A 16607-nucleotide genomic window follows, 5' to 3' on the forward strand; every position below is an offset into this window, starting at 1 on the left:
AGGTGCAGAAATGATTGATGTAAAGCCATCGAAAGAACATTTGAAAAATATAAAGGAACATAAAAAGTTTCTGGAGAAGTGGGACATGTGGGATTTTGCCTACTATGACGGCAGTGAATACTATTTTCTGACTGCTTATAATTCAATAACCGGTGGCATCACCGGTTACTTGATTTTGAATGACAAGGGAGAGGAAATATCCTACAGCCAGGCTAAGGAGCCTGCCTATTACCTTATTAGTTACAATACATTGGTGCATAACACCATAAATGGCCTGGCACCGCGGATGAATAAGAATATGCAGCCTTACCAGGATATGGTGGAATTATTAAGTAATCATAAAGCAGAGATCGTTCAACAGGAGCCAGGTCTAAGTGGAGCAATAGACCAAATAATCGACTATACCCAGAAAAATATTCAGGAAGCAACTTATGTTAGAGAGATTGTCTATACCTTGGGTGGCTATCAAAGAGAAGTAACTAGAGAAAGAGGATATTTCGATAAGGAATTCTTAAGAGTAATGGAGAATGAATTTGGACGGTACAGCGAAATCATGTACACATATGGAATTCGGGAGCGTGAAATGCAGCCTGATTATCAAAAGCTATATCGTCTTCTGGACTCAGGAAAGATCTCAATCTCAAAGCTGAAAAGTATACTAAAGGCTGCCATTGAGACAAATGAAAAGGAACTTGAAAAATCTATGTCTACCTATGAGAGGGACCCGGACGGTGCTTCTCTGGAAATCGACCGGAATAACATAAAAGAATCCCTAAGAGTAAACAGGTCTGTCCAGGGCAAAAAAGATTTTGAAAAGATTTCAGCACCGCTAATTAGAAATCATAAATCAGGAGAGGCCAATGAAAAAAATCTTCTCTAATTCATTCAGCCTGTATGCTCAAGAATTTTATAAAATCATTCTTTTATCATTGCTGACATATGTGCCACTGCTTCTGGCGCATGCATTTATTGTCAACTATATATACGAACAAACCTTATACACGGATTACCCTAACTTAATAGGTGATGTAGCCAATGGTGTATTTATGCTTATATTTTTAACTATAGCCCAAATTCCATTCATCAAATATACCCTGCTGGAGGATGAAGGGGAGGATAACCCATTAAAAAAGGCCCTTTCCTTCTCTCTTGAAAAGGCAATCCCTATTTATATTTTTGCCTGTCTTTACGCACTGCTGATTTTTATTGGGGGTCTTTTCTTTGTTTTGCCTGGCCTGGCAGTACTGCTTCTATTTTACTTTGTACCATACTTTTTTACTGATAGCGTGAAAAGTTTTAAAGTTGCTATCAAGAAATCAGTAAGCTTTATGAAAAAGAATTTCTTCAAGGCGTTTTTCTTAATTATCCTCCTTTCTCTTACTCAATTGTTTTTTGAAAATGTTTTGATAACCCTTTTGACTTTTTATACAGATGTATATTTCACACTACTTATTGTAAAAATTCTTCTCCTTATGCTGCTGCTTCCGCTGCAGACTATCATTGTGACCAATCTATATAATGAGTGGAAGGCAGTCTAGATGATTCGTAGTTAAGAAAGGGATGGGGAAAATCGTTTCAAAAAAAGAAAGAAAGTGGAATTGGATCTATCTATTGATCATGTTGTTTATCTATTTTATATACATTCCCGCATTCTTATTAGATTGGCTAGTTTTAAATGGAAAGTTCCCTCTTATACCCCTATTTATAGGAGCAATCCTTCCTTTTATGAGGAAGAATCACCTTAAGAAAAATAAGATTTGAGAACTAACGATATAAGCGCAAAAATATAAGACCCGGAATATTAAATCCCGGGTTTTATTTAATGGCTTTCTTATAAAAATAGTCGGAATTTGAAGCGGAAATATAGTGAAAGGGGATATGCCGATGCTCGACTGTGAAAAACTGTCAGATGATATCAAAAAAGTAGCCAAAAGAATATGACCCCTCCAGCAACAGGATTGACTACCTTCCTTCAAAATTTCATTATAACGGGCAAAAATACTACGCGATAAGCTACTATCCAACCCTTCAGGACCTTCTTCTATTTACTTTACTGTTAGAAAAGCCTGATGGACTGCAAAAAGAAAGCACTTTGAGAGCATTAAAAGAAGCCGTTGTTATTAAGTCAGAACTCTAGAAAAGCGGTAGAGGCCAAACAATGAGTAGGGCTGTAAAGTGAAGCAATAAACAATCTGAAAATCTATGATTCTAGAATGCAGGCAAGTGCAAGCATGGCTGTGCTTACATGGAGGGGGAGGCTTAGCCGATGGCTGGATCACCATGCTGAGTAGCCTTGAAGAATATACCTAAACGTGGTTTATGAAGGAAGAGATAAATAAATGCCCGAATTTTTAAGAAATATTATTTTCTTTATGACACTTCTCTTGAATCAACAGCTGAAGCAATTAGTTTAGAAAGTTAAAAGCTGCCAATATCATTAGAAGAAATCTATGCCTTTCCAGAGGGCCATTTTCATCAATGAATACAGCAGTCGATAATCCAGCGGTCCACGAAAAGCCCAAGAATCTAGGGAAGGACAAATAAGTCTTAGGCTATAAATACCTTTATGAACTGTGTAAAATGTAACAAAAGAATTTGATGTTAACATAAGTATGAAAAGGTAATCCCCATGCTACAAGGGTCATATTACAGAGAAGATGGCTGAGGGGTATGCCTGTTACTCCCTTTGATAAGCTAGAAAGGCATACAATTATTACTCCCGTATGAACTGTATACTATCCAAATTTTAGTAGAATAGGAATGGTTCAATTTTGCTTAATTTTAATTTTTAAGGAGTGTTTTTACACTATGGGAAAAAATTATCGAAACATTTTTGTTATTTCTATAGTCATGCTCGCTTTGCTGACAGCATGCAGCGATAAACAGACGGACACAAAACAAGATGATCAAAAAGAAACCTCTGCCATGAAAGAAGCTGAAGACAACAAAGACAACAAAGACAGCAAAGACAGCAAAGACAGCAAAGATGAACCCTCTATTGAGGAGATGTTAGCTTCATTGCCAGAACCAACACAAACTACTGTTGAGCTTGCCAATGCAGGTGCAGGTATGTTTTCCGGGCAGGATTATGATGAGTTAACTCCTGAACAGCAAAAAGAACTGTTAAAACAGTTAAAGGAGCTTCCGGAGTTTGGTGAGGAACCGTCCGGCGAAGAAATTGAATTGTATTGGAGAAAGTTGCTTGACTTATTCCACGAAGACTACCCTAATCCGGCAGAAGTGTTGGATGAACTGGAGATGGAATCGTTTGGCAGTCCGGATATTAAGGACGAGCGCTACCAGTTTAAAGAAAACCTGAATGTAGAGATTCTCCTGGATGCCAGCGGAAGCATGGCAAACCAAATCGATGGCAAAACCATGATGGATATCGCTAAGGAGTCTATTGGAGAGTTTGCCGAAGACCTCCCTGAAGGAGCAAATGTTGCCTTAAGGGTTTATGGACATAAAGGTACAGGTTCTGACCAGGACAAAGAGCTTTCCTGTAAGAGCAATGAACTCATCTATGAAATGGGTTACTATAACGGCGAAAAACTCAATAGCACTTTGCAGACTGTCAAGCCTGCTGGATGGACCCCGCTTGCCGCTGCAATAGAGGAAGCAAAAAATGATTTGCTGTCCTATAAAGGAGATACGAATACCAACATTATCTATCTGGTCAGCGATGGAGTTGAAACCTGTGACGGCAATCCTGTGGAACAGGCCAAGAGCCTTGGGGATTCTGACATCCAGCCGATAGTCAATGTGATTGGATTTGATTTAGATGCGGAAGGGCAAAATCAGCTGAAAGAAGTAGCCAAAAGTGCAAGAGGGATATACAGCAATGCGCGCAACCAGAGTGAGCTGAAGGAAGAACTGGATAAAGCTAAACAGATAGCGGAAAAGTGGAATCAATGGAAAAATAGCGCCATAGAAGATGCTTCGAGCCAGAGGTACGATTTAAAACTAAAGAACATCCCAACCTTCGGCATTGAATGGAATCAGGCAAACCGTCACGAAAACCTCAATATACTTAAAACACTTACAGCCTTGAGAGATGAAGAACAAATTACTAAAGAAGCACATAGCCTCCTGTCAGATTTGGCTGATGAACGATTTAGCTCTGTATCGGACCTAAACGACGAAATTAGGCTCGAGCTTCGAAGTCTAGCAGATTCAAATTTTGAAGGTGTTAAAAAGGAAATTGAAAAAAAGTACAATGATAACCAAAGTAATTAGTTAGTGCGATCAATAGTTTTGGTAACAGCATTTGTTGAGATAAGAATTAACAACTTTATTTTAAATTATAACCTTGTAATCTCTAAAGTCTTGATTGGCTAACATGTCAATCAGGGCTTTTTATCATACACGATCCGGAGGTGCCCCAATGATCAACGTCAAACCAACAAAACAGCACATCCAAACCATCAAGAAGCACAAGAAGTTTCTCGAAAAGTGGGATATGTGGGATTATGCCTATTTTGACGGGAAAGAGTATTACTTTTTGACGGTTTACAATAATTTATTGGGTAATATCACTGGATATTTGATTTTAGATGCGGCAGGCCAGGAGCCAGAGGCTGAAAAGGTTGAGGAAGCTGCTTACTATTTAGTTTCCTACAATACCATGGTGCATAACACCATTACAGGGCTCGTTCCAAGGATGAACATGAACATGGAGCCTTATCAGCAGATGGTGAAATTGCTGGGCAAGCATAAAGGGGAGCTAGTACGGGAAGACCCCTTATTGGAAGCTGCCATAGAGGAAATCCTTGTATTAACGAAGGTGATTATAGAAGAGTCTTCGCAAATCAGGGACATTGTGTATACAGTGGGAGGCTATCAAAGGGAGATTACGAGGGAAAGAGGCTATTTCGACCTGGCTTTTCTGCGGAAAATGGAGGAAGAGTTTGAAAGGTACAGTATTATTATGTACACTTTCGGGCTGAGAGAGCGGACAATGGCCCCGGCATATAAACGTATTTATGAGTTGGTCTCCTCAGGCAAAGTGAAGGCTCCCAGGCTCAAAGGCCTCTTGAAAGCAGCCATGGAGACTAATGAGAAAGAATTAGAAAAGTCCATGTCCACCTTCGAAAGAGATCCTGATGGAAATCCACTCGAGATTGATAAGGAAAATATCCAGGATTCGCTCAGGCTGAATAGGGAGGTACAGGGGAAGAAGGACTTCAAGGAAAAAAGCTTGCCTCTAATTAGGAATCTCCGCAAGTGACATGAGCTGCTGAGCCTTTTCCCAACAAAACGAAACCCCATCGCCCCTCATCCGTATACATACTGTGCATCAAGAAATAATAACTCCTGAAAGGGGAAGCATATGGGAAGCATTTTTATATTTTCGATTATAATCGGTCTGGTGATAGCAGTTCTGCTTGTGCCGCTTCAAGGCGGGAGGAGCGGGAAAAAGGATAAGAAAGAGAAGAGCCGCTTCAGCCCCGTTGGCATGACAGTGGCGGCGGTCATTTCAATTATTGCTGCATTCGGTTTTTATTATTTAACCAACCTGGACCGGAATTTTTCTTCTGTGTGGCTGGTGCTGATTCTGGCTTCAGGTGTCGGCGCCTTTTTGGCAGCAGGAAAGGAGCGGCTTGTTAAGAGCATGGTGTTCCTGGTATCCCTGCTGGCCGGGGTTTACCTGCTGACTGCGTTCGTTTTTAATGCAGATGAGAAGTATGAATCAGCGAAGATGGATGTAAAGACGGAAATTGAAGCTTTTGATGAAGAAAAGACACCGGCAAGTGTGCCGCCGAAGTTTGCCCGCAATAAGATGAAAAAGGCATTTGGCCAGGTGCCGGATACAAGCTATTATGAGCTCGGCAGCCTGCAGATCCAGAAGGTGAACGGTGAATATGTCTATATTGCGCCAGTCGAGTTCTCGGGATTATTCAAGTGGATGAAGGGCGACGAAACGCCGGGGTATTTTACTATCAGTGCGACTGATTCTAATGCCAATCCTAAGTTTATGAAGGAAAAGATGACTTACACGCCTTCGTCTTATTTTAATAAAAACATTGAGCGGCATATCCGGAACAACTATCCAAAAAGGATATTCAATGGCGATGTGCAGCTTGAAGTGGATGATAACGGAAAGCCGTTTTATGTCCGCACCTATGGAGAGTTTATCTCTGCCAGGAATGGCTTTGATGCAGAGGGAATCGTTGTGGTCGATCCGCAAAACGGTAAAATGAAGTCGTATAAGCTGGCAGGTGCGCCTGATTTCATCGATGGTGCGGTCTCGCCTGAAACCGTCAGTCTGCAGAACAGCTATTACGGAAATTATGTCCAGGGCTTCTGGAACAGTGTGTTCGGGAAATCGGAAGTGAAGCTGCCTTCTGATGAAGGTACTGAGGTGAACGTGAGCCCGATTTTCGACGAGAACGGTGATATGTATTACTTTACAGATTTTACCTCGCCGAAAGAAGGGGTGGACAGCATGCTTGGCTACTCTTTGACCAACTCAAGGACGGGCGAAGCGATCTTCTATACAGGCAATCTGGAAGAGTCATACATGGACTCTGAAGGGAATCTGCAGATCATTGAAAAGAAATTCATTGAGAAAAAATGGAGCGGCGAAATGCCGATCCTGTATAACTTCTACGGCGAAGCCAGCTGGCTGACGCCGGTGCTGGATGCGAACGGATTCCTGCAGAATTACTTTATCGTTTCAGCAGCAAATCCGGAAATCTCCGCGTATGCCAATACGCCAAACCAGGCGCTCAAGCTTTATAAAACAGCCCTGCAGCGCGGCGGCGGAAGCGTCAACGGCAGCTCCAAGGCCGAGGAAAAACAGATCAGCGGCACAGTCGTACGCGTCTATAAAGAAAAAACAGGCGATTATACAACCGTCTACTTCCTGCTCGAGGGCGGTAAAAGCTATATCGTCTCATCAGAAAACAGCCCGATGAGCATCTATCTTCAGGAAAATGACAAAGTAAACATCACATACCTCGACACAGGCGAAAACTCCCTGCCGGTAAGGGGAATGGAAATAGAGGGGCTGCAGTAGGTGTTTGCATAATAGGTACCGCATAATAGGTACCAGGTACCATCCGTGGACAAAAGAGGTAAAGTGTCTTTTTACGGTGCCAGGTACCATCCGTGGACAAAAGAGGTAAAGTGTCTTTTTACGGTGCCAGGTACCATCCGTGGACAAAAGAGGTAAAGTGTCTTTTTACGGTGCCAGGTACCATCCGTGGACAAAAAGAGGTAAAGTGTCTTTTTATGGTACCTGGCACCGCACATAACCGCCAATAACAAAAAATAAGAAACCCTCACAAAAACCTTGCTCCACTAAGGCTTTTGTGAGGGTTTCTTTGTTTATTCGTCCGGAAACAGATCCATATTGAATAGATTGTAATCTTCTTCCGCTGCGTCTTCTTTTGGTTCTTCAACAGGATCCTGCCTGCGGGATTCAGCTGGTCTATACCCATGCCGGCGCCTGTTAAGATCCTTAAACTCCATTTCAAGATACTCCGCCTGATCATGCGAGATCTTGATGGTCACTTCATTGCCGGATTCATCGGCAGCCTTCAGCAGAACATAGCTTTCAGACGCATCCCTCAGAGTGACATTGCTCAATGTCAAATTCATATCATTCAATTCATAGCGTGCTCTCATCGCAGTGCCTCCATTGCCTTTCTCGCTAACCCCATAGATGATTCTATTCTACTGGTTATGAGGGGAATTATCAAAGCAGGGATCACAAAAAAGGCAAAAAACCGTACCTGGCACCCTCCGTGGACAAAAAGCGGTAAAGTGTCTTTTTATGGTACCAGGTAAGGTCCGTGGACAATAGAGGGTGAAGTGTCTTTTTATGCTACCTGGCACCATAAATGGACAAATATAGCAAAAGTGTCTTTTGAGCCTACCTGGCACCCGGCAGCACCCAACCTTCTACCCACCCCGCTCATAGTGCCAAAATCTCATTTTTCGCCATTTACACAAAATTTACAAAATATTATTGAATCCCTAATTCCGGGGTGCTTTACTAGTAGATGGAACAGGATGTCTTCAGCCTTTTGGGCTATCAGTCCGGGACTTAAGCATCCTACTAAAAAACTTATACTGGAGAGGATCAAAAGATGGGAATACGACAGCGTCAATTGTTCAGCCTTGTACTCATTTTTGCACTAATCTTTAGCCTTGTTTCTCCATTTCAATCCTCCACTGCGAAAGCGGCCGATGTTATTTCGGTTGCAGATGCCATTGCCAACAATAGCGGCACGGCAACAGTGGAAGGCTATATCGTAGGAGCGGCAATATCAGGAACAAACTATGAACAGGAAGCGCCATTCACTAAGAATACCAACCTGGGCATTGCTGATTCCGCTTCTGAAACAGACCCAGCGAAAATCCTTCCGGTCCAGCTTCCGTCAGGAAGCATCCGAACAGCGCTTAATCTTGTGGACCACCCCGAAAACCTGGGCAAAAGAGTCCAGATCACAGGCGCACTGGAAACTTATTTCTCAGTTCCTGGCCTCAAAAGCCCAACCGGTTTTTCAATCATTGAAGAAGACTCCACAACCGTCAAACCTGTCACTGCCTCACCAGGAGCCGGCGCAGTTCCTGCTGGCACCGAAGTAACACTCTCTACAGCTACACAAAATGCAGTGATCCACTATACCCTTGATGGCTCTGAACCGGACGCAAGCAGTCCTGTTTACAGCAGCCCCATCACGATTAATGCACCAGCAGCCATTAAAGCTTTTGCTACAGCCGATGGCCTGGACAATAGCGAAGTTTCACAATTCAACTATACGATTGCAGAGCAGATGACGATTTCCGAAGTCAGAGCGCTTCCGCTTGACAGCACTGTTTTTGCAGAAGGAACAGTGACAGCTGTCCTTGGCTCTGCCACTTATATTCAGGATGAGACCGGCGGCATCGTCCTTTACGGAAACGGATTGAATGTCGAGCGCGGAGACAAAGTCCAGGCCTCTGGCAAACTGACAGACTACAATTCTCTCCTTGAGATTGAAACAGCAGCAAGCGATGTGAAGGTTTTGGAAAAAGCAGAGGTACCAGCTGCAGAGGAAGTAACGGCTGCTGACCTGAAAGAAGAGAAAGAAGCCACTTTGCTGACTCTGAAAAATATCGAAGTCCAGTCATTCAGCGGCGGCAACTACACAGCTGTTGATGAAAACGGCGTGTCCTTCCAGATTCGCCCTGAGGAAGCCGGGCTGCTTAGCATCAATACTTCCTATGATTCTGTTATAGGAGTCCTTGGCTCCTACAGGGATGTTTACCAGCTGATCCCGCGCGATGCAGGAGATATCATCGCTGATTCTACGACTGTCCAGCCGATCGTTGCCTCGCCGGCACCAGGACTGATTAAAGAAGGCGGCAAGGTCACACTCTCAACAGGCACTGAAGGAGCCGCCATCTACTATACAACTGACGGCACCGAGCCTACTGAGGACAGCACGCTGTATGAAGCACCAATCGAGATTACAAAAGATACTACCATCAAAGCCATTGGTGTAAAAGAAGGCTTGAAAACTAGCAAGCCATCAGTCCTGAATTATATCATTCAAAAAGAAAATGTCCGCATCCATGACATCCAGGGTGCAGGCCACTATTCTCCATATCAAGGCCAAAACGTAAATGATATAGAAGGAATTGTAGTGAAAGTACTGGATTCCAATAACTTTTACATGCAAGACCTCCAGCCTGATGAAGATGATAAAACGTCAGAAGGTATACTTGTTTATAAAAAAGCACACGGCTTAAAGCTTGGCGATGTGGTGAAAGCTTCCGGCCAGGTGAAGGAATATGTGATGGAAGGCTATTCCGACAGACTGCAGAATGATCTGCCAGTTACGGAAATTGCAGCAACAGCTGTAACTCCTGCAGGCAGCCAGGAGCTTCCAGAGCCAGTTGTCATTGGTGCAGATCGTAAGATTCCGACAGAAATCATTGATAATGACGGATTGACCGAATTCGATCCTGAAGAGGACGGCATCGACTTTTTCGAAAGCCTTGAAGGCATGCTGATACAGGTGGACAACCCTAAAGTCGTCGCGCCGCAGAAATACGGCGAGCTGACAGTCGTTCCTGAGTCTGTCCCGACAAACACAGATGAAGGCGGCCTCCGCATTACAAAAGACGATTTTAACCCGGAAAGAATCACGCTTGATATTGATGACGAAAGCTTTGTTGCCAAAATGGGCGACCACTTCAACGGCAGCATCACAGGTGTTGTGAGCTACGGCTTCAGCGGCTATAAGGTAATCGTTGAAAAAAATAGCCTCCCGGAATTTGTGGAAGGTGATAACGATCGGGAAACAACTGATATAACACCTGTTGATGACAAGCTTACAATCGCTTCCTATAATGTAGAAAACTTTTCAACCAAGACAGATGATGAAAAAGTGACAAGACTGGCAGAAGCAATCGTCCAAAATCTGAAACAGCCGGATATCGTTGGCCTGACTGAAGTTCAGGACAATGACGGCCAGACTGACAGCGGCAACACAGATGCCAGCCAAAGCTACGAAACACTGATTGCTAAAATCAAAGAGCTCGGCGGACCTGAGTATTCTTATACAGATATTGCTCCAGTCAATAACCAGGACGGCGGAGCACCGGGCGGAAACATCCGCGTCGGCTTCCTATATAAAGCAGACCGAGTCTCCCTGGTGCCTGGCACCAAAGGAACAGCAACTGACTCTGTAGATTTTGAAAACGGCGAGCTTACATTAAACCCGGGCCGTATCCAACCGGCTGATCCGGCATTTGACTCAAGCCGTAAGCCGCTTGCAGCCCAGTTCGAATTCAATGGAGAAAAGGTTATTGTCGTTGCGAACCACTTTAACTCCAAAGGCGGAGACCAGCCGCTGTTCGGCAAAAATCAGCCGCCTGTCCTTGGAAGCGAAGTACAGCGCATGAAGATTGCCGCCATTGTGAACGGTTTTGTAAAAGACGTACTCGCTGATGACCCTGAAGCCAATATCGTTCTGCTTGGCGACTTCAATGATTTTGAATTCTCGAACCCGCTGCAGGCACTAAAAGGCCAGGAACTGACCAATATGATTGAAAAAGTCCCTGCCGAAGAACGCTATTCTTACTCTTACCAGGGCAATGCCCAGGTGCTGGACCATATCCTTGTATCCAATAACCTGGCAGACAAAACACAGGTCGACATCGTCCACATCAACTCTGCATTCATGGAAGAGCACGGCCGTGCCAGCGACCATGATCCAGTGCTGATCCAGACGTCACTTAAGCCGGCAGAAGTGGAAGAACCAGAACAGCCGGAAGAGCCTGATTACGATAAAATCTACAACCTGGTTGGCTACAAAGCGAAAAAGCTTACTGTCAATGAGAAAAATGCATTGGTGATAATGGATGCTTCCTCTGAAATTAAAGAAGGCATCACAATCAAGAAAAACGCCACTCTTAAAGGGGAAGGCCTGAAGAAAACCAAGGTTATCATCAAATCGGCCGCCCACGGCAGCATTGTTGACTTCACAGGAACTCAAGTCAAAGAAGTCCTGATCGACAGCGACAAAACAGCCGAAATCAGAGGCGCCGAAAACGTTCAAAAATGGAGTGTCGGCAAGCATGTAGACACTTCAGATATTCTTTTCACTGACTCTAAAGGGGAAGAAATTCCTTCTCCGCTTCCGAAGACTCCGGATGTGAAAGAGAGAATTTCTAATCTGGTAAACTACCTGCTTGAGCTTTTAAAACAGAGATGGGGCCACCTGTTCCCACAGCCTTAAGTAAGGCAGGTATAGCTGGAATCAGCTTCTATTTTGTAGAATCCCCCTGAGGTGATAGGGTGAAGAAAAAAACACTCAATATCATTAAACATACCTATGTGGCGGTGCTCTTTGCCAGCTTCCTCGTATACTATTACAGGGTGCAGGAGGATGGTCAGATTGATATCGGAAAATACAAATATGACCTGCTGCTGTTTGGTTTTCTTTTCCTGATAGGAGCGATATTGGCCGCCATTGATATAGCTTCTTTACGGGATAAAGGCAGCAATATCAGTAAAAAGGCTGTTTATGGAGGAGTGTCCTTAGCAATCTTCTTAGTTGTCTGGAGGCTCGCAGTTTATTTTATTTGAAAAGCCTGGTCTGGCTGTATCATAGAAATGGGAGCTTCCTTGTGGAGCTTCCCTTTTTTAAGCCTTCAGCTCCAACAGCTCATGATGGGAGGGAGAGGATCATGAAAAAGAAGACTTTCACTTTTATCTCTGTGTCATATACCATATTGGTCTTAGTTAGCTTTTGTATATATGCCTATTTTGTTCAGGAAGGCGGGTCTATCGACACAGAAGAGCATTTTTATGAATTATTGCTGTTTGGTGTCCTTGGCGTTGTTGGTCTATTCCTGGCATCAGTCGATGCTGCGGGTGAAAGGGAGAAAGGCAGGAAGCTGAATAATAAAGCACTCTGCACTGGAGCGGTCATCGCGGTACTCTTTCTCCTTTGGCGCATAGTATGAGCTTTTAGGGGGGAATTCAATGAACAAAAAAACACTTTCCCGAATTGCAACGATTTACACGGTAGTGGTACTCGGAGGAATTATCATCTATGCCTGCACAATCCAGGAAAACTGGATTATAGATACCCAAAAGTACTTCAACCAGATTGTCACATTTGTTGTGTTAGCTTCAATCGGACTTATTCTTGCTGGCATAAGCGGGGCCTCTCTCAAGGATGAGGGGAAAAGGGTAAGTAAAAAAGCAGTATATGGCGGCATTTCGATTGCTGTCTTCTTTCTTCTGTGGCGGCTTTCTATGGGACTTTTATAAGCGGGAGAAGTTTAATAGTATGCCAGTATAGAGTTCTCCTGAGGAGAGCTCTTTTCTCGTGTTTAATCAGCCTGTAAAAGGGTATATAAGGTTGTTTTAGAAATAGAAAAATTATCCAAAAGTGATATCGAAACTAAAAGGGAGCTGAATTTTATCAAGAAAAGAACCCTTGCCAAATTAATCTTTTCTTCTTTTTCACCGTTACCCTTTCTTTTGGCGTATATGCCTATACAGTTTCCGAAAACTGGCTGATTGATTTTCAGGAGCAAAAGTATAATCTGCTGTTTTTTGCTTGCATTTCCTCTGTTGCCTTGGTGTTGCTGTAATAGATGGGACAGCTGGGAGGTATGAGGAGGAAAGGGTGAGCGGAAAAGCGGTTTTGGCAGGGATCAAAATCGTGGCGGTGTTTATGCTGCTAATGGCAGCAGGGGTGAGATTGAGATTAATTTAGGGTGAAATAGCATTCCTGGGGGGGACCTGGCTTAAGGCAAGAAATAATACAGCGCATATCGTGTCTTGGTAGGCCTAAATCACCAATAGAAATTCAAAAAACAGGACCAAAAACCCAGGAACGAAACTGGGTGAAAAACGTAAAATTATGGAAGGCAATAATCATATACCATTACTAGATGCATCATCATAGGAGTTGGATTGAATGAAAAGGACAGCGGAATTTGTGTTAGGGCTGGTGGGCGGCATCATTGGCATTTTGTTTTCGTTTTTAGGTTTTTTTGTGGCTTTTGTGGCAGCTGTCTCAGACGGCGATCAGCAGGCGGCAGGCATTATTTTTATTGTTACGCTCTTATTTTTCATGATTCAGGCAGGGGCATTGATTGTCGGCTGTCTGGTAAACAGAATGAACCACAAGCTATTTGGGGGACTGATGATCGCATTTGGCGTTTTAAGCTTCCCGATTTCGATTTTTTTCATGTTTGTGCCAAGTGTTTTATATATTATCTCGGGAGCTTTAGGCTTCAGGGTTATGCAGGAAAGGCCGGAACATTCTTTAACAGTGGAAAAAGAAATGTGATCAGAGGAGGATGAAGGATGCTGAAAAAATACATGGTGTTCATGCTGGCCGTCTTGCTTATCCTGGCCGGCTGCTCTGGGGAAAAGAAAGTGGACAAGGCAGAACCAGCCCAGGCTGAGGCTGACCCGGCTGATGAAAAAGAGGCCGGGAAGGATCATAAAGGAGAAGGCAGTGAAGTCACAGATGAAATCAGCACGGTTGTGATTCCTTCTACGGTGGAAGAGTTCCGGAATGCAGAGCCAGGCCTTTTGACAAAGGACTTCAGCTATGAAAAGGAAACCGCGCTTTGGCCTGATTTTAATACGCTTTCAGGCATCAGGGAAGATTTTGAAGAGCAGATGAAAAAGGTCACAAAGGAAACGGATGATCCGGATATGATGTTCAAGGCACTGCTTTATTATCTCGGCAACAGTGCCTATCAGCAATCCATTGGCAGGATCATGGATTATGAGCCGCAATTTGATGAACCGCTCCTGCCTGAGCCGGAGCAGGCATCAGAATCTGAAACCGGCAAAGAGCGGGAAAACGGGAAGGCGCTTCTCCTCCTTGACGCCAGCTCCAGCATGCTGCTTGATGTAGACGGCAAGCAGAAAATGGAGATAGCCAAGAGTGCAGTCAGAAGCTTTGCCAAGACCATTGGGGAAGAAAATGATGTTTCTCTTTATGTGTATGGGCATGCAGGCACACAGGAGGACAAGGACAAGCAGATTTCCTGTACGACGATTGATGAAGTTTATCCGCTGCAGTCATATAACGAAGAGTCTTTCTTCAAGGCTGTCGAAGGGGTGGAGGCAAAAGGCTGGACCCCGCTTGCAGGCGCCATAAAGGCCGCAAGGGAAGCGAGCATGGATTATGAAGGTGATATTACCCTTTATATTGTCAGCGACGGAGCGGAGACTTGCGACGGAAATCCGGTGGAGGAAGCCAGGCTGTTTGCTGAGACCAATGAAAGCCGGAAGGTGAACATCATCGGTTTTAATGTGGATGCAAAAGCAGAAGGTCAGCTCAAGAAGGTGGCTGAGGCAGGGAAGGGCGAGTATATCGGCGCCGATAATGCCGATCAGTTGAACAGCAGCATCTCTAATGAGTGGGTGCCAGGGCTGATTGATATCATTGGGGTTCAGTGGTCCACTCCCAAAAATACATTTGCCGTCTCCTTCCAGAAGATGGACATCGATCAGATGGGCATGGGGCTTGGATATGCAATCAGGAATGAAGCTGGGCGCATCCGGGATGCCATTGCGAACCTAAAGGAAAATGAACTGATCGATGCACCTATGGAAGAGGAGCTTCTCAAAAAGACAGAAGAGCATGAGAAGGTGTTGGAAGGACTGCAGGAAGAGATCATTAACAGCAAGCATCAGGAAATTGACGATGAAGTAGACAGGATCGATCAAAAGATCAATGACTGGGCTGAACGGATGGAAAAGTTAAGGGAAAACCGTTAATCAAACGTTTGATTAATTGTGCGTGAAAGCATGCCCTGCCTATGCGGGCATGCTTTTATTTAATTGTTTAAATCAAACATTATCAAGTTAGTGATTTCACTTGAGCGGGAACATGCTGGATAGTTGAAAAGCCTCTAAAAGGAGCAGATTTCTTTTAACTCCTCACTCATCCTGAAACAGTCTCCGCCATGTCCGGAAATCTTTCCATTTTACATATTTTTGAAAATTACCTACAATAGATATGCTGGCCTTACGTTAATATTTTACCAGGTCCGTATTTTTTACAGGTTTTTAACAGAATCTGTCGAATATAAGTTATAAGAATCATAATTCAAAAGAAATTCAATTTAAGCTGCGCCTTTTGGCCTGCTTAATAGATATAAAACAGGAGGGATATAGATGCGCGATCAAATGAATCCCGCGGCTGAAAGGATTTTGCATAATATCGAGAAGGTTATGATTGGAAAGCGCAATGTGGCTGAACTGAGCCTTGTGGCACTTCTGGCAGGAGGGCATGTTCTGCTTGAGGATGTCCCGGGCGTTGGTAAAACAATGATGGTAAGGGCGCTGGCAAAATCGGTGGGCGCCAACTTCCGCCGGATCCAGTTTACTCCCGATCTGCTTCCGTCAGATGTAACAGGCGTTTCTATATATAATCCAAAAGAGATGGAATTTCAGTTCCGTCCCGGGCCGATCATGGGGCATATCATCCTTGCTGATGAAATCAACCGGACCTCGCCTAAAACCCAGTCTGCATTGCTTGAGGGGATGGAAGAGAGCAGTGTGACCATTGACGGCGTGACGCACAGGCTTGAGAAGCCTTTCTTTGTCATGGCAACCCAGAACCCGATTGAGTATGAAGGGACCTATCCTCTTCCTGAAGCCCAGCTGGACCGTTTTCTGCTGAAGATGAAAATGGGCTATCCGGAAGTGGCCGAAGAAATGGAAGTGCTGAACCGCGCACAGAAGGTGCCGCCGATCGATGAGCTGGAACCTGTCATTGACCTTGAAGAACTGAGGGAGCTGCAGCAGCAGATTAAAGAAGTGCATGTGAATGAAACCATCAAGAGATATATTGTTGATATCGCCAACAGGACAAGGACCCACAGCAGTGTGTATCTGGGGGCGAGCCCGCGCGGATCGATTGCGCTAATGAAATCGGCCCAGGCCTTCGCTTTCATGTACGGCCGGGATTATGTACTGCCTGATGATATCCAATATCTGGCCCCGGCTGTGCTGGCCCACCGCATCATCCTGAAGAGCGAAGCCAAGTTTGAAGGCATTTCAGCCGAGGAAGTTGTGGACCGTGTGATTGCAAGAGTGCCGGTCCCTGTCCAAAGGCTAGTGAAGTAAG

13 protein-coding genes are annotated in these 16607 nt (G+C 44.3%); 12 read left to right on the top strand and 1 reads right to left on the bottom strand.

Features of this window, described 5'->3' with window-relative positions; genetic code table 11:
• Positions 1–10 precede the first annotated feature (10 nt).
• From AC4E8B_RS01915 to AC4E8B_RS01935, 5 genes are all read left to right on the top strand, one after another.
• Complete coding sequence (locus AC4E8B_RS01915; protein ID WP_490216681.1) at positions 11–880, top strand: hypothetical protein; 870 nt, start codon at positions 11–13, stop codon at positions 878–880.
• Complete coding sequence (locus AC4E8B_RS01920; RefSeq protein ID WP_490216682.1) at positions 861–1538, top strand: hypothetical protein; 678 nt, start codon at positions 861–863, stop codon at positions 1536–1538. Before AC4E8B_RS01915 ends, AC4E8B_RS01920 begins: the two co-directional genes overlap by 20 nt.
• 1270 nt (positions 1539–2808) lie before the next feature.
• Positions 2809–4236, top strand: a complete 1428-nt coding sequence (locus AC4E8B_RS01925) for a VWA domain-containing protein (RefSeq protein ID WP_490216684.1) — start codon at positions 2809–2811, stop codon at positions 4234–4236.
• A gap of 148 nt (positions 4237–4384) precedes the next feature.
• Positions 4385–5227 (top strand): hypothetical protein, encoded by an 843-nt coding sequence (locus AC4E8B_RS01930; RefSeq protein ID WP_490216685.1) that lies wholly within the window; start codon positions 4385–4387, stop codon positions 5225–5227.
• 102 nt (positions 5228–5329) lie between these two features.
• Entirely contained in the window at positions 5330–7018 is a 1689-nt protein-coding gene (locus AC4E8B_RS01935) for a hypothetical protein (RefSeq protein WP_490216686.1), read from the top strand.
• Positions 7019–7329: 311 nt separating this feature from the next.
• Here AC4E8B_RS01935 and AC4E8B_RS01940 read toward each other — a convergent pair whose 3' ends face one another.
• A complete protein-coding gene (locus AC4E8B_RS01940; RefSeq protein WP_490216688.1) occupies positions 7330–7629 on the bottom strand; it encodes a hypothetical protein in 300 nt (99 codons plus the stop codon).
• A 464-nt stretch (positions 7630–8093) separates the two neighbouring features.
• On the opposite strand from AC4E8B_RS01940, the gene AC4E8B_RS01945 reads away from it, so the two are divergent.
• From AC4E8B_RS01945 to AC4E8B_RS01975, 7 genes are all read left to right on the top strand, one after another.
• Positions 8094–11735 carry a chitobiase/beta-hexosaminidase C-terminal domain-containing protein gene (locus tag AC4E8B_RS01945; RefSeq protein ID WP_490216690.1) on the top strand — a complete coding sequence of 1214 codons (3642 nt, stop codon included), beginning with the start codon at positions 8094–8096 and terminating at the stop codon, positions 11733–11735.
• Positions 11736–11794: 59 nt separating this feature from the next.
• A complete protein-coding gene (locus AC4E8B_RS01950) occupies positions 11795–12085 on the top strand; it encodes a hypothetical protein (RefSeq protein ID WP_101552925.1) in 291 nt (96 codons plus the stop codon).
• A 101-nt stretch (positions 12086–12186) separates the two neighbouring features.
• Entirely contained in the window at positions 12187–12465 is a 279-nt protein-coding gene (locus AC4E8B_RS01955; RefSeq protein ID WP_490216692.1) for a hypothetical protein, read from the top strand.
• Positions 12466–12484: 19 nt separating this feature from the next.
• Complete coding sequence (locus tag AC4E8B_RS01960; protein ID WP_490216694.1) at positions 12485–12775, top strand: hypothetical protein; 291 nt, start codon at positions 12485–12487, stop codon at positions 12773–12775.
• Between the two features lie 655 nt (positions 12776–13430).
• Entirely contained in the window at positions 13431–13805 is a 375-nt protein-coding gene (locus tag AC4E8B_RS01965; protein WP_490216696.1) for a DUF4064 domain-containing protein, read from the top strand.
• A 17-nt stretch (positions 13806–13822) separates the two neighbouring features.
• Positions 13823–15253 (top strand): vWA domain-containing protein, encoded by a 1431-nt coding sequence (locus AC4E8B_RS01970; RefSeq protein WP_490216697.1) that lies wholly within the window; start codon positions 13823–13825, stop codon positions 15251–15253.
• Positions 15254–15652: 399 nt separating this feature from the next.
• Entirely contained in the window at positions 15653–16606 is a 954-nt protein-coding gene (locus AC4E8B_RS01975) for an AAA family ATPase (RefSeq protein ID WP_224906647.1), read from the top strand.
• Position 16607 lies beyond the last annotated feature (1 nt).

This window comes from Bacillus sp. SRL543, assembly GCF_984799205.1.

What these genes read in the sequence shown, in the direction of transcription:
- AC4E8B_RS01955 (WP_490216692.1), top strand. Translation starts at nt 12,187, where the DNA reads ATGAAAAAGAAGACTTTCACTTTTATCTCTGTGTCATATACCATATTG.
- AC4E8B_RS01915 (WP_490216681.1), top strand. Translation starts at nt 11, where the DNA reads ATGATTGATGTAAAGCCATCGAAAGAACATTTGAAAAATATAAAGGAA.
- AC4E8B_RS01920 (WP_490216682.1), top strand. Translation starts at nt 861, where the DNA reads ATGAAAAAAATCTTCTCTAATTCATTCAGCCTGTATGCTCAAGAATTT.
- AC4E8B_RS01945 (WP_490216690.1), top strand. Translation starts at nt 8,094, where the DNA reads ATGGGAATACGACAGCGTCAATTGTTCAGCCTTGTACTCATTTTTGCA.
- AC4E8B_RS01930 (WP_490216685.1), top strand. Translation starts at nt 4,385, where the DNA reads ATGATCAACGTCAAACCAACAAAACAGCACATCCAAACCATCAAGAAG.
- AC4E8B_RS01935 (WP_490216686.1), top strand. Translation starts at nt 5,330, where the DNA reads ATGGGAAGCATTTTTATATTTTCGATTATAATCGGTCTGGTGATAGCA.
- AC4E8B_RS01960 (WP_490216694.1), top strand. Translation starts at nt 12,485, where the DNA reads ATGAACAAAAAAACACTTTCCCGAATTGCAACGATTTACACGGTAGTG.
- AC4E8B_RS01965 (WP_490216696.1), top strand. Translation starts at nt 13,431, where the DNA reads ATGAAAAGGACAGCGGAATTTGTGTTAGGGCTGGTGGGCGGCATCATT.
- AC4E8B_RS01925 (WP_490216684.1), top strand. Translation starts at nt 2,809, where the DNA reads ATGGGAAAAAATTATCGAAACATTTTTGTTATTTCTATAGTCATGCTC.
- AC4E8B_RS01975 (WP_224906647.1), top strand. Translation starts at nt 15,653, where the DNA reads ATGCGCGATCAAATGAATCCCGCGGCTGAAAGGATTTTGCATAATATC.
- AC4E8B_RS01970 (WP_490216697.1), top strand. Translation starts at nt 13,823, where the DNA reads ATGCTGAAAAAATACATGGTGTTCATGCTGGCCGTCTTGCTTATCCTG.
- AC4E8B_RS01940 (WP_490216688.1), bottom strand. Translation starts at nt 7,629, where the DNA reads ATGAGAGCACGCTATGAATTGAATGATATGAATTTGACATTGAGCAAT.